The organism is Shewanella sp. MF08487 (assembly GCF_050848685.1).
Classification (GTDB): Bacteria; Pseudomonadota; Gammaproteobacteria; order Enterobacterales; family Shewanellaceae; genus Shewanella; species Shewanella glacialipiscicola.
The window spans coordinates 1-19,538 of record NZ_JBOZPB010000020.1 but is presented as its reverse complement, the minus strand read 5'-3'; the positions used below and the strand labels follow the sequence as shown (position 1 = coordinate 19,538).

The 19,538-nt window shown below is 44.6% G+C and carries 15 protein-coding genes and 1 rRNA gene; 3 read left to right on the top strand and 13 right to left on the bottom strand.

The window, feature by feature from the left end:
• Position 1 precedes the first annotated feature (1 nt).
• From aroK to ACRN9H_RS13795, 6 genes are all read right to left on the bottom strand, one after another.
• Entirely contained in the window at positions 2-517 is a 516-nt protein-coding gene (gene aroK, locus ACRN9H_RS13820) for a shikimate kinase AroK (protein WP_076500830.1), read from the bottom strand.
• Between the two features lie 216 nt (positions 518-733).
• A complete protein-coding gene (locus tag ACRN9H_RS13815; protein ID WP_432314504.1) occupies positions 734-2,785 on the bottom strand; it encodes a type IV pilus secretin PilQ in 2,052 nt (683 codons plus the stop codon).
• A gap of 21 nt (positions 2,786-2,806) precedes the next feature.
• Complete coding sequence (locus ACRN9H_RS13810; protein ID WP_432314502.1) at positions 2,807-3,334, bottom strand: pilus assembly protein PilP; 528 nt, start codon at positions 3,332-3,334, stop codon at positions 2,807-2,809.
• Positions 3,334-3,957, bottom strand: a complete 624-nt coding sequence (locus ACRN9H_RS13805) for a type 4a pilus biogenesis protein PilO (protein WP_432314501.1) — start codon at positions 3,955-3,957, stop codon at positions 3,334-3,336. Before ACRN9H_RS13805 ends, ACRN9H_RS13810 begins: the two co-directional genes overlap by 1 nt.
• The gene (locus ACRN9H_RS13800; RefSeq protein ID WP_432314499.1) at positions 3,954-4,538 is read right to left on the bottom strand and encodes a PilN domain-containing protein; all 585 of its coding nucleotides are present in this window, start codon (positions 4,536-4,538) and stop codon (positions 3,954-3,956) included. Before ACRN9H_RS13800 ends, ACRN9H_RS13805 begins: the two co-directional genes overlap by 4 nt.
• A complete protein-coding gene (locus tag ACRN9H_RS13795; protein ID WP_432314497.1) occupies positions 4,526-5,605 on the bottom strand; it encodes a pilus assembly protein PilM in 1,080 nt (359 codons plus the stop codon). Before ACRN9H_RS13795 ends, ACRN9H_RS13800 begins: the two co-directional genes overlap by 13 nt.
• A gap of 188 nt (positions 5,606-5,793) precedes the next feature.
• Here ACRN9H_RS13795 and ACRN9H_RS13790 point away from each other — a divergent pair, with 188 nt between their 5' ends.
• Positions 5,794-8,319 carry a penicillin-binding protein 1A gene (locus ACRN9H_RS13790; RefSeq protein WP_432314495.1) on the top strand — a complete coding sequence of 842 codons (2,526 nt, stop codon included), beginning with the start codon at positions 5,794-5,796 and terminating at the stop codon, positions 8,317-8,319.
• Positions 8,320-8,430: 111 nt separating this feature from the next.
• Here ACRN9H_RS13790 and argH read toward each other — a convergent pair whose 3' ends face one another.
• The 5 genes from argH to argC all read right to left on the bottom strand — a co-directional run bounded on the left by argH (position 8,431) and on the right by argC (position 13,919).
• Positions 8,431-9,798: an argininosuccinate lyase gene (gene argH / locus ACRN9H_RS13785; RefSeq protein WP_432314493.1), complete on the bottom strand. Its 1,368-nt coding sequence runs from the start codon at positions 9,796-9,798 to the stop codon at positions 8,431-8,433.
• A 109-nt stretch (positions 9,799-9,907) separates the two neighbouring features.
• Positions 9,908-11,146 carry an argininosuccinate synthase gene (locus ACRN9H_RS13780; RefSeq protein ID WP_006083550.1) on the bottom strand — a complete coding sequence of 413 codons (1,239 nt, stop codon included), beginning with the start codon at positions 11,144-11,146 and terminating at the stop codon, positions 9,908-9,910.
• Positions 11,147-11,206: 60 nt separating this feature from the next.
• Entirely contained in the window at positions 11,207-12,112 is a 906-nt protein-coding gene (locus tag ACRN9H_RS13775; RefSeq protein WP_432314491.1) for an ornithine carbamoyltransferase, read from the bottom strand.
• A gap of 12 nt (positions 12,113-12,124) precedes the next feature.
• Positions 12,125-12,907, bottom strand: a complete 783-nt coding sequence (gene argB, locus ACRN9H_RS13770; RefSeq protein WP_432314489.1) for an acetylglutamate kinase — start codon at positions 12,905-12,907, stop codon at positions 12,125-12,127.
• A gap of 31 nt (positions 12,908-12,938) precedes the next feature.
• On the bottom strand, positions 12,939-13,919 hold the full coding sequence (gene argC / locus ACRN9H_RS13765) for an N-acetyl-gamma-glutamyl-phosphate reductase (protein ID WP_432314487.1): 981 nt from the start codon (positions 13,917-13,919) through the stop codon (positions 12,939-12,941).
• A gap of 615 nt (positions 13,920-14,534) precedes the next feature.
• Between argC and ppc the strand changes: the two genes are divergently transcribed.
• Both ppc and ACRN9H_RS13755 read left to right on the top strand, forming a co-directional pair.
• The gene (gene ppc / locus ACRN9H_RS13760) at positions 14,535-17,204 is read left to right on the top strand and encodes a phosphoenolpyruvate carboxylase (RefSeq protein WP_432314485.1); all 2,670 of its coding nucleotides are present in this window, start codon (positions 14,535-14,537) and stop codon (positions 17,202-17,204) included.
• Positions 17,204-17,746 carry a DUF1439 domain-containing protein gene (locus tag ACRN9H_RS13755; RefSeq protein WP_220774908.1) on the top strand — a complete coding sequence of 181 codons (543 nt, stop codon included), beginning with the start codon at positions 17,204-17,206 and terminating at the stop codon, positions 17,744-17,746. Before ppc ends, ACRN9H_RS13755 begins: the two co-directional genes overlap by 1 nt.
• Before the next feature lie 111 nt (positions 17,747-17,857).
• On the opposite strand, the gene ACRN9H_RS13750 is transcribed toward ACRN9H_RS13755, so the two are convergent.
• The gene (locus tag ACRN9H_RS13750; protein ID WP_432314483.1) at positions 17,858-19,132 is read right to left on the bottom strand and encodes a CinA family nicotinamide mononucleotide deamidase-related protein; all 1,275 of its coding nucleotides are present in this window, start codon (positions 19,130-19,132) and stop codon (positions 17,858-17,860) included.
• 292 nt (positions 19,133-19,424) lie between these two features.
• Positions 19,425-19,538 (bottom strand): 5S ribosomal RNA (gene rrf / locus ACRN9H_RS13745); the annotation flags it as partial.

Below are 19,538 nucleotides of genomic sequence, written 5' to 3'. Positions count from 1 at the left end.
CCTAAAAACCTAATTGCTCAATGATTTGGTTAGCGACAATCTTTGCGCTTTGATCATCGGTTTTGACAATCACATCAGCAATTTCTTCGTACAATGGATTACGGATCTCTGCAAGATTCTCCAACACTTCTCGAGGATCATCCACTTGCAATAATGGGCGTCGCTTGTCTCTTTGAGTACGAGCAACCTGTTTGTCGATAGTCGTTTCCAGATAAACCACAATGCCACGTGCAGACAGATGATTACGGATATCTTTGCTTTGTACTGAACCACCACCGGTGGCAAGGACAATACCTTGTTTTTCAGACAAATCAGCAATAACCTGAGCTTCACGAACACGGAAGCCTTCTTCACCTTCGACGTCAAACACCCAAGCAATATCAGCGCCTGTGCGTTGTTCAATCTCTTGATCTGAATCGTGGAATTCTAAATGCAGCATTTGCGCCAGATGGCGACCAATTGTGCTTTTACCTGCGCCCATAGGGCCTACCAGAAAAATATTACGTTTTTCAGCCATTTCTTGTACGTCGGAATCTTATTGAAAAGTATGCCTATATCGACTCAATATCAAGCCGACCTATATGTTACCTTGCTCTTCTGAGACTAGACCGTGGATTATCTCAGTTTAGGGTCTACTATGGCAAGTCATGTGCGCTATTTATACAAAGAATTGTATAACTTCAATAATAAAGCCAGCATGAATTGCTGGCTTTATTCAATATAGAGCAAGTGCTTAGATCTTCTCCCCGACTATTTTTGGGGTAACAAAAATAAGTAGCTCCTGGCGCTCATTTTTATCAGTTGTATTGCGAAACAGGAAACCGACCAATGGAATATCACCCAGAATAGGTACTTTACTCACGCGGCTAATCAGGTTTTGCTGATAAATACCACCAAGGACGATTGTCTCACCATTGTCCACCAGCACTTGAGTGCCGATACGTTGCGTATCAATTGCAACTGCAGGACCCGTTGGTGTATCGACCGTTTTCCCTTGAGAATCTTGCGTAATTTCGAGATCTAAAATGACGCGATTGTCGGGTGTAATTTGCGGCGTGACTCGCAGTGATAACACGGCTTTCTTGAAGGTAACCGAGGTCGCACCGCTTGATGTTGATTCTACATAAGGAATTTCAACACCTTGCTCAATATAGGCCGACTTCTGGTTAGACGTAGTAATACGAGGGCTGGCGATAATTTCGCCTTTATTTTCTTGTTCAAGCGCACTCAGCTCCAAGTCAAGGATAGTGCCGTCAGCGAGCTTAGCCACATGAAAAGCGATACTTGCAGGATTGGTAACTGCCGCAGGTAAGTTTACGTTCAAACGTTGATCCGGTGTGGGAATAATACCATTGGCAATATTCTGTGCCCCTTCCAACGTCCCTGAAGTTCCCTTACTACCCTGTTGATCGGTTACGCCCCAACGGATACCCAAGTCTTCCGAAACGTCATCTTTCACTGTTACCATGCGCGATTCAATCAGTACTTGGCGAATTGGGATATCGAGCACTTCGACTAAACGGTGGATATTCTCAATCGTTTCTGCGGTATCTTTCACCAATACTGTATTAGTGCGTTCATCGACAGCGACAGAACCTCGCGGTGACAGTAGGCTAGAGTCAGCACTTTTAAGTAATTCGGCAATATCAACGGCTTTAGCATAGTTAATTTGGAGATATTCAGAATATAGCGGTGCTAATTCTTTAACATCTTGCCTATTCTTTAGGTTTTGACTCTCACGGATAGCCAACTCTTCACTAGGCGCAACCATTAAAATGTTCCCTTCGATGCGCTTGTCTAAACCTTTCGTTTTAAGAATCAAGTCTAATGCTTGATCCCAAGGCACATCATCTAATCTTAGGGTAATATTGCCTTCTACCGTATCACTGGTGACTAAGTTAAAGTTGTTATAGTCGGCAATAATCTGCAATACAGTACGTACTGGAATATTTTGAAAATTAAGCGATAAAGTACGGCCATTGTATATTTTGACATCTTTTTTGGCGGCGACTCTCTCCACTTTATTCATTGAAAGCCTAAATAGGCTGTCCTCTTGCTTATAGCTGAATTCATATTCACCGGTAATATCGACTAAAATGCGTGCAGTTAAGCCTTCTTTATATGTCTCAAAACTTTTTACGGGTGTTGAAAAATCTTTTACATCCATCACATATAGCAGATCGTCATTAATATCCGTGTTATAGAGTTTCACTTCGAGCTTAGCACCGACTTGCTCAACGTTAGCCGCTACAGAGCGATTATTTAAATAGATTAATAACTCGCCGCCACCTTTGTCATTACGGCGAAAATCAATATTTTTAATACTATTAACAAATGGATTTTCGGCTTGAGTTTGAGCACCGACGACTTCATCATTAATGGTGAGTCGATAAATATTGCCAATGACTGAACCTTGGTAAGGTTTCACTTTGGATAAACCTAAAGTCACTTGTAGCCGAGTATCTTGTTGCTCTGTAGTGATGTCATTAACCCCGACTTGATTAATCGGTAAGCGATCCTTAGATAGGCTCGAAATACTGTTATCAAATGTCAGTACTAACTCCGCAGGCGCAGCGTGTGAATCAATACTAGGTGCTGTGACTACATCTTCAAAGACTAGTTCTAGCTCCAGTTGGTGGTCGACCAAGGCATGATATTTGACATCCATTAATCGATTTGCCGCAAAGCTTGACGGCAAAACTCCAAATACCAGTGCGAAGCCAATAATAGACTTAATTAAACCTGAAGCTATTAATGGTATTTTTATCGCGGCAGAAGATCTCATTATTTCCTCATCCTTCGCTTGTTATTCTCCAGAGAGTTCTAAATTGCTTGTCCTTTCAGACCAACAACCTGAACCATCCGGAATTAGTTCTACTACTTCAACATTAAGTGAAGTAACCTTAGAGATCCGTCCATTGAAAAAACCTAAATATTCACCCGCTCCCATCCGATAAACGCTACCGTCATTAGTTTCAACTAACGCCCACGTTGTATCGCCTTCGCTTAAAGTGCCCCGCATTTTTAAATTATCTAATGGATAGGTCTCTAACCGTCCTTTGCGACGTTTTAAATCTGGCTGTAAACAATCCTTACTGGTATCGACGACTTCTTCAGTTAACTCACGAGAAGGTGGTACAAATGGGCTACGCAATAGCTCGGCTTGATAAATAAAGTGCTCAAATCTTGGTGGTTCTTTTAAGGGTTTGATATGAGCAACATGCTGTGCCTTAGTTGTAGTAACAAATAGCTCTAAATCACTACGATCGCCAACACACCCCATTAAAAAAAGACTTAAGGTTAGTATGGATAAATACTTAAGTAGATATTTCATTATTGCGCCCCCTGATTAACAGGTTTTTCGGGCGGTAATTCAGCACCTTCTTTAAAACGATAAGTTTTAGCGAGAATATCCGTCGCTAAGTTACCCGCGTCATCTCGCTTAATGGTGAAATCATGGAGACTAACAATGCGCGGCAACTTAGCAACACCACTCACCATATTACCAATTTGATGATAATCCCCAGTTACCGACATCTTAATTGGAAACTCAATATAAAAATCCCGCGGGATCTCAGGCTCCCAATCTAAACTTTGTATTCTAAGGCCAGCATCGGTTGCAACGAAAGTCAAATCATCAAGCAACCCTGGCATTTCATTCTCAGAGGGCAACATTTTTAGTAGTTCCGCAAATTGGACCTCCATCGTTGCTAATTGCTCTCGATACAATTTTAAATTTGCGGCGAGTTGGTATTTACTCTGGAAATCATCTCGAAGTTGAAGCTCTTTATCTTGCTCCGCAACATAAACATCTATCGCATCAGAAACAACGAGAAAATAACCCGCAATAAAAACACACAACATTAATAAAATTGCGAAAAAGACTTTAACTTGTTTAGGCCAGCCACCAATATTTTCAAAATCGATGTCATTAAACTGACTGAGATCGAGCTTCATTTACTCGCTCCTTTTGTCATTTTTTCAGGCTCATCCACATTTGCGCCTTTAATCGTGACTCTTAAACTAAATTGCTGTAATTGGCGTAACTCTTCATTTTTGGTCACAATTGACTGCATATTTGGATCGGTTAGCCATTCAGAAGCTTTAACCTTACGCATCATATTAGCGACGTTATTGTTTGACTCACTGCGCCCCTCAATCAGCAACAAACTGCCTTTTTTCTCAAGGCTAGAAAGGTATATACCAGGGGGAACTATGCGAACAAGTTCATCTAATACATGAGTCGGTAAATTACGAGATTGTTGTAAATTCAAAATAATATCTGTGCGCCGTTCAATATCTTTTTTACGTTCATTAATTTTTTTAATTTCGGCTATTTGTGTATCGAGCAAACTAATTTCCGATTGCAAATAAGCATTACGCGCTTGTTGCTCATCCGTCATTATTTCCAACAAAGAGACTGCAACGTAGACTAAAATTGCCGACGCTAAGAAAACTGCCGCTAAAATACCAATATAATCGCGCTTTTGTTTTTCTCGGGCTTCTTCGCGCCAAGGGAGTAGGTTTATGTTCGCCATTGACCGTAACTCCTTAAGGCTAGACCACATGCGATCATATATTTACTTATGGTAGGCTGCAGGGCATTTTTAACCGATTCCTCAGCATGTAAACACCCTTGAAAGGGATCGGCGATAATTGTATGAATACCTAATTCATTGGCCAGTAAATTAGCCATCCCCTCTAATTTAGAGGTTCCACCGCATAATACGAGATAGTCGACTTTATCTTTACCGCTTGAGGTGCAATAAATTTGTAAAGTACGCTTTATTTGTTGTAATAGCTGAGCTTGGAAAGGTGACAAGACTTCAAACATATAGTTTCGCGGTAAGTCACCTTCTACTTTTGCTTTTTCAGCTTGCTCGTAAGTCATGCCATAGAAAGACAATATTGACTGCGTAAATTGTTCACCGCCAAAGGCTTGTTCCCGTATAAAGGTTGTTTCGCCCGACTCAACCACCGAGAATGTCGTCATATTGGCGCCAATATCCACCATGGCAACAGCTTTATACTTCGCTCCTTCGGGCAGTTGGGCAAGAATTAATTCGGCAGCACGCCCCAAAGCATAACCTTCGACGTCAACGACCTTTGCCTCAAGTTCTACACTATCTAGTGCATCGACTCTGACATCAATATTGTCAGTACGACATGCACTCAATAATACATCGACTTTAGTAGGATCTGTACCATTCACACTGAGAGTTTCAAAATCAATACTGACTTCATCGAGAGAATAAGGAATAAGATTATCTGCTTCAATTTCTATTTGTGCTTCCATCTCTTCCTCACTAAGAGAGGCGTCCATATAAATAACTTTCGTCATTACCGCTGAGCCTGAAACAGACACTGCGGCATATTTAACTGATTTAGGCAGATTACGTTTTATATGCCTAAGGCATTCAACAACAGAATCCGCATCACGAATATCGTGATCGTTAACGGCACCCTTTTTAATAGGCACCGCCGCATGACTCAATATTTTGTATCCATCAGCAGTCTTACTGAGCAAAATGGCTTTAACTTCATGGGAACCAATATCAATTCCTACCATCTGCGGAGCCTGACGCTTCCATAAATTTGAAAGCATATCCATTGTCACTTGTAATTTATATTTCAGTTAAAGAGATTAGCACAAAATCAACTTGTTATACGTACTTGTATAGAATGTTTCGTCATTTTACAAATGCTATTTCATAAGTCGAACGTTTTTACTTCACCAAGACGTGAGTGCCTTATATACTGTCGCACTTAACGGAACATTAGGATCAAATTTTGGTGAAGTGGTTAAAACGTATTGTAATAGCACTATTCAGTCTAGCCCTTCTGGGAATAGGCGCCATTGTGGCAGCATACTTTTATGTTTTGCCAGATCTTCCTGATGTTTCAACGCTTAAGAATGTACAGTTACAAACACCACTACGCATATACAGCAGTGACGGTAAGCTGATTTCTCAATTTGGTGAAAAACGTCGTATTCCATTAAAATTGGATGAAGTCCCAAAACCACTGCTACAAGCCTTTATTGCGACTGAAGATGCGCGTTTTTATGAGCATGGTGGCATCGATCCAGTCGGTGTACTTCGCGCCGCATTAGTCATGTTAACCACTGGTGAGAAAAAGCAAGGTGCAAGTACCATTACTATGCAGGTTGCGCGTAACTTCTTTTTAACCCGCGATAAAACAATTATTCGTAAAGTGAAGGAGATCTTTATCTCCTACCATATCGAAGAATTGCTCACTAAAGATGAGATTTTAGAGCTCTACGTCAACCGCATTTACTTAGGCCAACGCGCTTATGGTGTAGGAGCCGCTGCTCAAGTATATTTTGGCAAAGATGTAAAAGATCTCACATTATCAGAAATGAGCATGATCGCAGGCTTACCTAAAGCACCTTCAACACTCAATCCAATCACGTCACCCTCGCGTGCATTAGCCCGTCGTAATCTGGTACTGATGCGAATGAATGAAGTGGGATATATCAGCCAAACAGAATATCAAGCTGCATTACAAGAACCTCTAATAGCCAAATACCATGGTGCTGAAATCGATCTCTATGCTCCCTATATTTCTGAGATGGCACGCGATTATATGGTACAAAAGTACGGTGAAGAAGAAGCCTATACTAATGGCTATAACGTCTACACCACCATTTCATCGGATATACAACTGAAAGCTCAGCAAGCGCTACGTAATAACGTATACGCCTATGACGAGCGCCATGGTTATCGCGGGCCTGCCGCGGTATTGTGGACTAATGAAAAACTTGATCTAATTGAAATAAAAAACGAACTTGCTAAGGTCGCTTCAGTACAAGAATTAAACCCAGCAGCAGTCATCAGCATTACAGGCCAACAAGCCAACGTAATCACTGCCAACGGCGAGACAAAAGTGCTTACTTGGGATGGCTTGAAGTGGGCACGTAAATTTATTACCGATAAGCGTCAAGGTAGCGTACCTAAATCTGCCGCAGATATACTCAAAGTGGGTGAGCGTATTTGGATCCGTGATAACGGCCAATATTCACAGCTATCACAGGTGCCTGAAGTTGCGAGTGCAACTGTGTCACTTGATCCACAAAATGGGGCGATTCGCTCCTTAGTCGGCGGATATAGCTTTAGCCAAAGTCAGTACAATCGTGTGACGCAAGCAAAACGTCAATTAGGTTCAAACATCAAACCGTTTATCTATGCTGCTGCATTAGAAAAAGGCTTTACCTTAGCGACGCTGATCAATAACGCCCCGATTAATCAACCCGATATCAGCCAAGGCACGGCATGGCGTCCTAAAAACTCGCCTGACATCTACGGCGGCCCAACCCGTTTACGTGTCGGCTTAGCCCAATCGATTAACGTGATGTCGGTGCGAGCCATGCGCCATGTCGGACTCGACGCCACTATTGCAGAGTTAATTAAATTTGGTTTTGACCCGAACGATTTACCTCGCAATGAATCCATCGCGTTAGGTTCATCTTCTGTCACACCATTGCAAGTGGCAACCGCATTTAACGTATTTGCCAATGGTGGTTTTTTAATCGAGCCTTTCTACATTGACCGAGTTGAAGATGCCTACGCCAATGTGATTGAAAAAGCCAATCCAACCTTAGCCTGTAAACCTAGTCAAAACGTTAATCAGGCGCTGGTATCAAGCAATCCAATGACATTTGGCGAAACAAGTACACTGCCTAGCGAACCAATCGCCCAGTGTTTTGGGCAAACAGGTCGCTACGCACCGCAGATTATTTCAGAACAAACAGCCTTTCTAATCACCGAAGCACTTAAAAGTGTAATCTGGGGCGGCGGTGATTGGAGCCACGGAACCGGTTGGCAAGGCACAGCTTGGCGCGCGGCAAAACTGATTAAACGCCATGATATTGCAGGTAAAACTGGTACAACCAACGAATCTCGCGATACTTGGTTTAGTGGTTTTAGCCCTATTATCACCAGTACTTTCTGGGTCGGCTTTGACGATCACGGTCGTCAACTTGGCCGAACCGCATGGAATGCCAACGGCGAACCAGATCAAATCACCGGTGCTGAGGCTGGCGCTAAAACAGCAGGTCCTGGTTGGAACGAGTTTATGAATAGTGTGTTAAAAGGCACACCTGAAATTATCTCCGCTCCACCTGAGGGTATTGTTTCAGTTCGTATTGATTTAGCCACGGGTAAATTGACCCGTAAAACTGACTATACCAGTGCATTTGAATACTTTATCTCGGGCACAGAACCTAAAGAATATACCAGTGAAACGCAGGATGAAAATAGCCTGTTCATTGATGCCCCTGCCGATGATTTATTTCAATAAATAACTATTGGTTTAAATTTGATGGTTTAAACAACATTGATAAAAACTCATAAAAAACGCGACCATTGGTCGCGTTTTTTATTAAGTTTACTTTATTTTTAATGGTTTATTTTAACGCACTTTCTTGGCAGCAATAGCCTGCTGAATTTGCGACAGTGCAGTACCACCGAGCACGTCGCGTTTTGCTAAACAAGCTTCAATGGTGAGGTTAGGATAAACGTCATCTTCAATGATGGCGGCAAAGGTTTTTAACTTGGCCAAAGAGAAATCCTCGAGCGGAATTTGCTTCGCTATCGCAGCAACCACGACTTCACCCACAACATGGTGCGCTTCACGGAAAGGCATACCTTTAGACACGAGATAATCCGCAAGCTCAGTAGAATTTGCATAACCTTGCTGTGCAGCTAACAGCGCATTAGGGCGATTGACCTTCAAACCTGACAACACTAACGCCGCCATATCGAGGCAAATTGCCCAGCTATCGACCACATCAAACAGGCCTTCTTTATCTTCCTGCATATCTTTGTTATACGCCAAAGGCAGTGCTTTCATGGTGGTGAGAATACCCACTAAACTGCCATAAACCCGACCCGTTTTACCACGGATAAGCTCTAATGCATCAGGATTTTTCTTCTGTGGCATCAGGGATGAACCCGAGGTCACTTCATCACTCAGAGAGATAAAGTTGGCTTCGCCCGAGTTAAAGAAAATCAAATCTTCGGCCATACGGCTTAAATGCATCATGCTGATCGATGCTGTAGAACAAAGCTCTACTACGTGATCTCTATCTGACACACTGTCTAAACTATTGAGCGTCGGCGAGGCAAAGTTTAGCGCCGTTGCTAACGCATATCTATCCATTTTATAAGCAGTGCCAGCAAGGGCACCCGAACCTAATGGACAGGTGTTAGCGCGGGTTAACGCATCGGCTAAACGGCTGATATCACGCTCAGTCATTTCCACATAAGCTAAACACCAGTGACCAAATGTCACAGGCTGGGCGCGCTGCAAGTGAGTGTAACCAGGCATTACCGCATCAAACTCACGTTCAGCCAACGCCAGCAATTCAGCATGTAAGCTTTGAAGGCGCGCGAGTAATGCAGCCCCTTCGGATTGACACCAAAGCTTTAAATCGGTGGCGACTTGATCGTTACGGCTCCGGCCGGTGTGCAATTTCTTACCGAGATCGCCTACTTTGGCAATCAAGGCCGACTCGACGAAACTGTGAATATCTTCAGCGCCCGACGCGAGAATAATCGCTGGATCGCCATTCACTTCCACCAGCAAGTCATTGAGTGCTTTTTTCAAGTCGCTGCATTCAGTGGCTGTGATAATACCCACGCTAGCAATCGCATCAGCCCAAGCGATAGAGCCGACCACATCCTGTTCGAACAGGCGATAATCCACGGGTAGCGAATCGTTGAATAATTTGAATAGCGCGCTCGTTTCGCCCTGAAATCTTCCACCCCATAAAGCCATGCTAACTCCCCTTACTCACTGCTGATTTGAAATCGACTCATCTGAATCAAAAAACTTGATCAAAACCTAGAAACAAAAAAGGGCGCTAGGCGCCCTTTTAAACGACCTATTACTTAGACTTAACGTCATTAGCGTTGAGGGCGCGGATGCGGCTCGCTAATGAGTACAGGCGGATAAAGCCTTCTGCATGTTTTTGATCGTACACTTGATCTTCACCAAAGGTGGCAAACGCTTCGGAGTACAAGCTATTAGGTGAACGTTTCTTCACTGCCGTTGCTTGGCCTTTGTAGAGTTTAACCACTACTTCACCGTTAACTGATTCTGCCAGTGACTCAGATGCTGCCAGCAGTGACTTACAAAGTGGCGTGAACCAACGACCGTCATACACTAAATGCGCCATTTGTGCGGCAACTTGCTCACGCCAGTTACGGCTGGTTTTGTCGAGTACAAGTTCTTCAATCGCACGCAGTGCTGCGAACATCACAGTGCCGCCGGGTGTTTCGTAACAGCCACGAGACTTCATGCCGACTAAACGGTTTTCTGTGATGTCGATACGACCCACACCGTGTGGCGCAGCAATCGCGTTTAATGTCATCAGCGCAGCATAAGGCGTTAGGGCTTCTCCATTCACTTTCGTGATACGGCCATGTTCTACTTCTAGCGACACATATTCAGGCTTGTTCGGTGCATCTTCAGGATCGGCTGTCAGAGTCCATACGCCTTTGCTTGGCTCGTTCCATGGATCTTCTAACTCACCACCTTCATGGGAAATATGGAAAGCGTTGGCATCACGGCTATAGATTTTAGTCGCTGACGCTGACGTCTTAATGTCACGTTCGGCTAAATAGGCCAGTAGATCTTCACGGCTTTGCATAGTCCATTCACGCCATGGTGCAATCACTTTTAAATCAGGGGCTAATGCGGCGAAACAACCTTCGAAACGTACTTGATCGTTCCCTTTACCGGTACAACCGTGGCACAGAGCATCGGCGCCCACTTTACGGGCCACTTCAACCTGCGCTTTGGCAATGATAGGACGCGCCATTGACGTACCGAGTAAATAAGTGCCTTCGTAAATCGCCCCGCTCGCAATCGTTGGGTAGATATATTCTTTAACGAATTCTTCTTTCAGGTCGACGATATGACACTCAGACGCACCCGAAGCTAAGGCTTTTTCAGTCAAGCCAACCAGCTCTTCTTCGCCTTGGCCAACGTCGGCGCAGAATGCGATGATTTCACAGTTATCGTAGTTTTCTTTTAACCAAGGAATAATGGCCGAGGTATCTAGACCACCTGAATAGGCTAAAACCACTTTTTTCACGCCAGTATTTTTTATCTCGATAGACATCTTAAATTCCTATGACTCGTTTCTCACCTAGGAGAAAACAGGCTGCTAAACAGGGTTAATTTAACTAAATAAGGTTACCAGTACCGCATTTTGGGCATGCATCCGATTTTCGGCTTGTTGCAGAATTAAGGAGCCTGCACCGTCCATCACTTCATCTGTTACTTCTACACCACGGTGGGCGGGCAAACAATGCATAAAGAAGTTAGCGCCCGCTTTCGCCATCAAGGCTTTGTTTACTTGGTATGGTGCAAACTTCGCTTTGATATCCGACAAAGGCGTTGGATCGCCCATTGAAATCCAAGTATCAGTATAAATAGCGTCGTGACCTTCAATCGCATCGATATCTGAAGTCAGTACCAGCTTACCGCCATATCGCTTAGCAAGCTCTTGCACTTCTGCCACTACGTAGCCATCAGGAAAGTGACCCGCAGGGCAGATCACTGTCATGGTGGCACCGAGAATAGCCGCACAGTACATCAGCGAATGGGTAACATTATTACCATCACCAACATAAGCTAATTTGGCTTTGCTGACATCCTCAAATTGCTCTGCCAGCGTTAAAAAATCAGCTAAGGCTTGGCAAGGATGATAAAGATCTGACAAAGCATTAATCACAGGCACAGTGCCAAACTCGGCTAATTGTTCGATAGTGGTGTGTGAATAGGTTCTCGCCACAATCGCATCGGCCCAGCAAGACAGGTTAGCAGCAAAATCAGCTACCGATTCCCGTTGACCTAACTCGCCATTTTGCTGGTCTAAATATAAACAGTGGCCACCAAGCTTATTAATACCGATATCAAAGCTAACGCGTGTTCTGAGTGAGGGCTTTTCAAATAACATCACCACACTCTTGCCATCCAGCGCGTGGCGATACTCAGCCGGATTGGCTTTGATCGTTTTTGCCAAGGCAATCAGATCGAGTAACTGCTGCTGGGTTAACTCTTTTATCGATAGTAAATGCTTCATAACCTACTCCACTTATGGTTGAATTTGTGTTCCTACGGCTTCACCTTTTGCTAATGCGATTAATTGGCTTGCATCACGCCACGAGGCAACTTGTACTGCTTGCCCCATCCATTGTGCTACTTCGAGTGCAGCTTCAACTTTGACCTTCATTCCCTTTTCGATCACACCTTGCTTAACAAGATCAGCAATTTGCTTGCCGTTTAAAGTGCGGATGAGCTGACCTTTACCATCGAGCACGCCAGACACATCCGACAGCAGCACTAACTTACCGCCTACTAATTTGGCTAAGGCCGTCGCAGCTTGATCAGCATTGACGTTAAGCATTTGGCCATCGTCCATCATCGCAATGGAACTACAAATCGGCATCCAACCCTGCGCAAGGATAAACTTAAGATAAGTGCCATCATTTGGCGTGACTTCGCCCACGAGGCCTAAACGTTCATCTTTAATCTTTGCCGATACAGTATTGCCATCGGCGAGGCTCATGCCCACACTCACAATCCCAGCTTTAGTCGCTGCGCCTTGGAGGATCTTGTTCGAAGTACCCGCAAGTGCGCCGGCAATAATCGGCATTTGCTCAGGCGGAGTCACACGTAAACCTTCTAACTTGACGGTTTCCATGCCGTTTGCCGCTAACTGTTCATCCACTAAACAGCCGCCGCCATGCACCATCAACACTTGCTGACCATTGGCTAACATAGCCGCAGCCGTATCCATTAACCGCGCCATCCCCATTTCACACTGCAGCAGCGCGCCGCCCACTTTAAGCACTAATACTGAGTTGTTTGTAGACATCTTGACGACTCTCTTAAATAAGGATGAACAATTAAAGGTTAAAATGAATCTTTATGCATTGCAGCGCTTGGCTGGCAGCACCTTTCATCAAATTATCGATTGCACTGGCTACCACTAAGTAACCACTATTCTCATCAAACTTCCAACCTAAGTGGCAATTAGGTGTCAGCACCACATCGTCCACTTTCGGGAACTGATTGTGCTTCACAGTGACCAATGGGGCCTTGTCATACACGCTATAGGCCGCTGCCACATCGGCAGTTGTAGTGCCTGGTTTTAGCTGTACGGTAATAGTCGCTAAAATGCCACGCTTAAAGTTGCCAAGATGCGGGGTAAATATCACTTCTTGGCCAAGCTGAGTGGCGATCTCGGGTTGATGTCTGTGGCCTAATACGCCGTAGGGTGTCAGGCTCACTTCGCAAAAACTGGTGTGTAACTGCGCTTTACGGCCTGCACCTGTTACGCCGCTCACGGCATTGATTACCGGATAAGCCGATGTCAGTAAACTCGCTAGCGGTTTTAACGCTGTCAATGATGCGGTCGGGTAACAACCTGGCACGGCAATCATCTTAGTCGCAGCGATGTCTTTAGCATTCCATTCGGCAAGGCCATACACGGCTTTGGCTAAAACTTCAGGATATTCATGCTCAAAGCCATACCACTTAGGATATTGCGCCACATCACTGAAACGATAGGCACCGCTTAAATCGAATACCGCTAACCCTTGGCTATAAAACCAAGCCGCTAAATGCAGGCTCACTGAATGCTCTGTCGCTAGCACCACGGCATCGGCTTCGGCAACGATTTTTGCCTTAGCTTCATCGGACAATGGCGACAGCGTTAATGCAATATGGCTATAGCTAGGATACAAATCTGCTAAAGGCTTACCTTTGTCTAAACTGTTTTCAGACACGTACAAACCCTGAATCGTCAGCGCGGATTCTGCATGGATTAACGCGGTGAGCTGTGCGCCTGTGTAACCACTGGCACCAATAATGGCGATATTTTTCATGTGTTTTTTAACCAAATCAAAGGATATTAAACAATAGGTAAGTAGCCTACACGCAGCAGCGCATATCTATGATGACAAGATTATCGTCGCAGGAAATTGCTATAGGTCGTTATTTTATTCACTGTCTGGTATTTACTCTGAATCATGATATTTACTCTACAGGTCACAGAAGATGACTCATCTCTACTGCTGGCTAGACTACCACGGATATCTAATTATGCAATATATGTGAATATATATTTTTAATTTATTTTATGATTTACCGCGAATTATCTCACCTGACATTAGCGCGTCAATTAGCTTAACTCGTTAATAATAAAGTTATCCATAGCAAATAAATTTCAATTAAAACCCATTCCCTTAACAAAAAGAAAGAATGTAATAAAGTTACAAATAATGCACTTCATATTCACTTACGCTAATTATCACAAAATATTGCGTTACTTCGCATTTATATTGAATATTATTCAACAATTGTACCGATTAGTTGCATATCAGATAAATCAGTCGTATAAGTTATAAGTTCTCCTGTTGACCGCGGGCCTAAGTGATAGGTATTGTGCTAACGGGCTAAATGTAATGCGGAATTTCAATGTTTTTTTATTCGGAGTAACTATGGTTGTAACTAAGGCTGGCAATATGACCGATATGTATGCGTCATTAAAATCAAACGTGAGTATGTTAGGACAAATTCTCGGTGATACGATGCGTACCCACCTAGGAGACTCCTTTCTCGAGAAGGTCGAGCAGATCCGGAAACTTGCCAAAGATTCACGCCGAGGAGATCAAGCTGCCAGAGAACAAATGCTTGAGTTACTCACAGCATTACCCGATGAAGAACTCGTTCCATTTGCAAAAGCCTTTAATCAGTTCCTCAATTTAGCTAACTTATCAGAGCAATTTCATACTATTAGTCGCAATTGTGACGAACTCGTTTGCGTACCCGATCCCGTAGAGCAACTACTAGGTCGTATGCTCAATGGCAGCGTTGACCAAAGTAAAATGCTTGATTGCCTTAAAACACTGGATATTGATCTGGTATTAACAGCACACCCAACTGAGATTTCCCGTCGCACTCTAATCCAAAAATATGCAGCAATAGTCGACTGCCTCGCAGAGCAAGAGAACGACCAATTATTGGATAGAGAGCGTCAGCAAGTTAATTTACGCTTACGACAATTGATTGCTCAAATCTGGCATACCAATGAGATCCGCCGCGAACGCCCAACACCAGTAGATGAGGCCCGTTGGGGATTATCTACGATTGAAGAGTCACTCTGGCAAGCGGTACCCGACTTTTTAAGGCAGCTCAACGATCAAGTACAACAGCGTACCGGTCAGCAATTACCGATTGATATCGCACCGGTACGTTTTTCAAGTTGGATGGGCGGCGATCGCGACGGTAATCCGTTTGTCACCGCAAAAGTCACCCAAGAGGTACTCGACCGCAACCGCCATGCAGCCGCCAGATTATTCTTAAAAGATATAATCCTATTAGTGGGCGAGTTATCAATGGAAAAAGCCAACGCAGAGCTCACCGCTTACGCCAACAACTGCTGCGAACCCTATCGTTACGTACTGCGCGATTTACGCCAAAAACTGCGCAATACCATAGATTATTTAAATGCACGTATTGAAGGCCATAATCCGGAGGTCGATAAATCCAGCCTGATCTGGCAAGAGAGTGATCTTAAAGCGCCGCTAGAAATGCTCTACAAGAGTTTGACCGACTGCGGTATGCGCCTAATTGCCAATGGCTTATTGCTCGATATCCTCCGTCGCCTCGCCTGTTTTGGCATTCACATGCTCAGACTCGATATTCGTCAAGATGCCAGCCGCCACAGCGATGTTCTCGCCGAGTTAACTCGCTATCTCGGTATGGGTGACTTTAATCATTGGGACGAAGCCGAAAAACAAGCATTCTTATTACGTGAACTCAGTAATCGTCGTCCACTGCTGCCAAGTAATTGGCAACCTTCGGATGACGTGGCCGAAGTACTTAATACCTGCCGCTTAATTGCTAAGCACCCTGCTAAGGCTCTCGGTTCTTATGTTATTTCAATGGCGGGGAAACCCTCAGACGTATTAACGGTTTTACTGCTACTTAAAGAAACGGGCTGCTCGCACCCGATGCGCGTAGTGCCACTATTTGAAACTTTAAGCGACTTAAATAATGCCGCTAAATGCATCACCGATTTACTCAATATCGATTGGTATCGTGGTTATACCAAGGGCACGCAAGAGGTGATGATCGGTTACTCTGACTCAGCCAAAGATGCCGGCGTTATGGCCGCAGCCTGGGCACAGTATCGCGCTCAAGAGCAATTGGTCGCAGTCTGTAAACAAGCGGGCGTTAAGCTTACTTTGTTCCATGGTCGTGGTGGCAGTATTGGTCGCGGAGGCGGTCCTGCGCACAAAGCGATTCTATCGCAACCACCGGGATCCGTTGATGGGCGTATTCGCGTAACGGAACAGGGCGAAATGATCCGCTTTAAATTTGGTTTACCAAAAGTCGCGGTGCAAAGTCTGGCCTTATATACCTCTGCCGTATTAGAGGCGACACTGCTACCCCCACCTGAGCCAAAGCAACAATGGCGCGACTGTTTGGAACGCCTAGCAGAAGAATCCGTGAGTGCTTACCGTGGTATAGTGCGCGACGAACCTGATTTCGTCGCTTATTTCCGCGCGGCAACACCAGAAGTGGAGTTAGGAAAACTACCATTGGGTAGTCGCCCAGCCAAACGTCGTGTTGATGGCGGCATTGAAAGCCTGCGCGCTATACCATGGATATTTGCATGGTCACAAAACCGATTAATGCTACCGGCATGGCTCGGCGCTGGTGAAGCGTTGCAAGCCGCCAGTGAACGCGGAGAAATGGGGTTACTGCAAGAAATGGAACAAGAATGGCCCTTCTTCAGCACGCGAATTTCAATGCTCGAAATGGTCTACGCCAAAGCAGAACCTAACTTAGCGCGCTACTATGAAACCTGTTTAGTACCGAAAGAGTTGCATCACTTAGGTGAAACCTTGCGCCAACGGTTAGATCTTGGCATTAAAGTCGTGCTCGAACTGACAAAATCAGATAGTTTAATGGCGCATACACCATGGAATCGCGAGTCAGTTAAACTGCGAAATCCGTATATCGATCCCTTAAACTTCTTACAAACCGAGCTTTTAGCACGAACACGTAAGGAAACAACTGAAACACCCGCATCCGAACATGTGCAATTAGCGCTAATGCTAACTATTGCTGGTGTGGCGGCGGGTATGAGAAACACTGGTTAATGAAAAAACTTTCCCGCACGATTTGCTTAGGACTGACTGTACTGCTTGGCGGCTGCGTCTCTCAGTACAGTATCACCGAGCAAGAAATGGAACAGTATCTCAGTAAAGAGATCCATTTTGAGGTAAAACAAGGCAATCAACTCGTTGGCATTGATGTGCGTATTAATGATATCAGCGTCAAACTGGGTCAGAAGCCTGACACAATGAGCGTAAGTGCTTCAACAAAAGTATCGATCAATAATCCGATATTTCCATTGAACGCAAAACTCACCACGACTTTCGAGGCTAAGCCTTGGTATGACAGTGCAACGCACAGCATCTATCTACGCCAGCTCGAATTAGTCAAAGTGGAGTCAACGCCAAAGGACATTGAAAGAGCGATGAGCTCAGCAACACCGCAGGTGATGGGCTATCTAAGACAGTTCTTAGAAAATCAGCCGGTTTATGTACTTGATACGCAAGATAGCAATCAAGCACTGATGGCCAAAATGGCTGAAAGCCTTCAAGTTGCTCCGGGTAAGTTAGTGCTTAAATTTAAGTAAGGCGCGTTTAAACTAAGCAATCGAGTCTCAATAAAAATGCTCCCTCGGGAGCATTATTTGTTAATACGTTTAAACTGATGTAAACCAGTAACTCTTTAAGCCTTTAAAAAGTTACTTGCTGAATCGCCCTATCGAAGGGTAATCAACAATAACGACTTCACCAAGAAGTTCACGCCTCAACATGTCGTAAGCGACTGCCGCACTAAGGCTACGTACCAGATCTCGCGAACGTCTGGGCAATTTTATCATCTGACTATACACCCCGTTACGGGTAGCTAAAGCTATCGCTACCGTCCCGACGGGTTTCTCATCAGTCCCGCCGTCTGGTCCTGCTATTCCACTAGTGGCCAGTGCATAATCACTGTCTAGGATTTGCCTTGCACCCTTAGCCATTTCTTCTACTGTCGCAATGGAAACCGCACCGTGATCATCTAACGTTGATGGATGAACACCTAATACACGCACCTTGGATTCGTTACTGTAAGTCACTAATCCATGGTGTAGGTAAGATGAACTACCGGCAAAATCCACTAACTGGCTCGTCAACATTCCACCCGTGCACGATTCTGCAATGCTTAACGTTAACCCAGAGTTCAGTAACTTATAATGAATCTCTTCTGCAAGCGTGGCCTTATCTTCGGCAACAACAGCAGTACCCAACACCATCTTGATATGCCCAGCAATACGAGGTAATACCGCAATAGCTTCCTCGCCACGGGCAAAAATCTTAATTTCAATATGCGGCATAGAAGAGCGGTAACCAATCGTAATACCTTCTGGCAGCTCTAAGGGCTCTAGCTTATCCGCCAACGCCGACTCGCCTTGTCCTATGGTCAAGAGTTTCTTTAAGCCGACCTTGGAATCAAGATTAAACTCTTCACGGACAAAAGGCACAAACTGCTCAGTCACCATATGCTTAAGCTCAAAAGGCACGCCGGGCGTAAAGAATAACCACGCGCGGTTAAGCTTAACCCTAAAACCACAGGCAGTTCCCACAGGATTATCAACCATTACAGCAGATGCTGGCAACATGGCTTGTTTCAGATTACTGAGTGGCATTTCGCGGTTATTGCGCGTAAACCACTCTTCTAAACGTTCACGCCACTCTGCATTCTCAACCAAAGACTCGCCTTTAGCCTTAGCCATAGCTAAAGCAGACATATCATCACTCGTAGGTCCTAAACCACCATTAACCAAAATCACATCGGCATGTAAACTACGCTCTTGGAATACCGCAATCAAATCCTCGAGACGATCGCCAACCGTGACCCGACGCTGCATCTCTACCCCATACTCCATCATAGTACTGGCGAACCAGGCGGCGTTGGTATCAACGATTTGACCCGCTAACACTTCTTCCCCAGTACAAATCATCTCTAACTTCATTTTAGATCCTTGTTTATAGCAACAAATTAACCATAAGGTAAGTAACCGCTTAACTAATAGCAATAGCCAAGCTTGATCCAAAGTTCAGATCGCTGTAGAGAAATCGGGGCATAATTCGAGGTAAGCCAAACATAAAAGCTAGACGATATGCATGATGAGCATTATGGGGGAGGAAGAGGGAAGGATAAAGCATCGATATTGGCGGATAAATCCACTATTTCTGCCAAATTGCAGACGCAAAAAAGCCAGCTTATTCAGCTGGCTTCGTTACATCTCATCGAGATAATTAGGCGCTTGGCGATGACCTACTCTCACATGGGGAGACCCCACACTACCATCGGCGCGTTTGCGTTTCACTTCTGAGTTCGGGATGGGATCAGGTGGTTCCACAAGGCTATTGTCACCA

Bases quoted from the DNA above. Each gene is read 5' to 3' on its own strand.
- aroK (WP_076500830.1), bottom strand. From the start codon at position 517: ATGGCTGAAAAACGTAATATTTTTCTGGTAGGCCCTATGGGCGCAGGT.
- ACRN9H_RS13815 (WP_432314504.1), bottom strand. From the start codon at position 2,785: ATGAGATCTTCTGCCGCGATAAAAATACCATTAATAGCTTCAGGTTTA.
- ACRN9H_RS13810 (WP_432314502.1), bottom strand. From the start codon at position 3,334: ATGAAATATCTACTTAAGTATTTATCCATACTAACCTTAAGTCTTTTT.
- ACRN9H_RS13805 (WP_432314501.1), bottom strand. From the start codon at position 3,957: ATGAAGCTCGATCTCAGTCAGTTTAATGACATCGATTTTGAAAATATT.
- ACRN9H_RS13800 (WP_432314499.1), bottom strand. From the start codon at position 4,538: ATGGCGAACATAAACCTACTCCCTTGGCGCGAAGAAGCCCGAGAAAAA.
- ACRN9H_RS13795 (WP_432314497.1), bottom strand. From the start codon at position 5,605: ATGCTTTCAAATTTATGGAAGCGTCAGGCTCCGCAGATGGTAGGAATT.
- argH (WP_432314493.1), bottom strand. From the start codon at position 9,798: ATGGCTTTATGGGGTGGAAGATTTCAGGGCGAAACGAGCGCGCTATTC.
- ACRN9H_RS13780 (WP_006083550.1), bottom strand. From the start codon at position 11,146: ATGTCTATCGAGATAAAAAATACTGGCGTGAAAAAAGTGGTTTTAGCC.
- ACRN9H_RS13775 (WP_432314491.1), bottom strand. From the start codon at position 12,112: ATGAAGCATTTACTATCGATAAAAGAGTTAACCCAGCAGCAGTTACTC.
- argB (WP_432314489.1), bottom strand. From the start codon at position 12,907: ATGTCTACAAACAACTCAGTATTAGTGCTTAAAGTGGGCGGCGCGCTG.
- argC (WP_432314487.1), bottom strand. From the start codon at position 13,919: ATGAAAAATATCGCCATTATTGGTGCCAGTGGTTACACAGGCGCACAG.
- ppc (WP_432314485.1), top strand. From the start codon at position 14,535: ATGGTTGTAACTAAGGCTGGCAATATGACCGATATGTATGCGTCATTA.
- ACRN9H_RS13755 (WP_220774908.1), top strand. From the start codon at position 17,204: ATGAAAAAACTTTCCCGCACGATTTGCTTAGGACTGACTGTACTGCTT.
- ACRN9H_RS13750 (WP_432314483.1), bottom strand. From the start codon at position 19,132: ATGAAGTTAGAGATGATTTGTACTGGGGAAGAAGTGTTAGCGGGTCAA.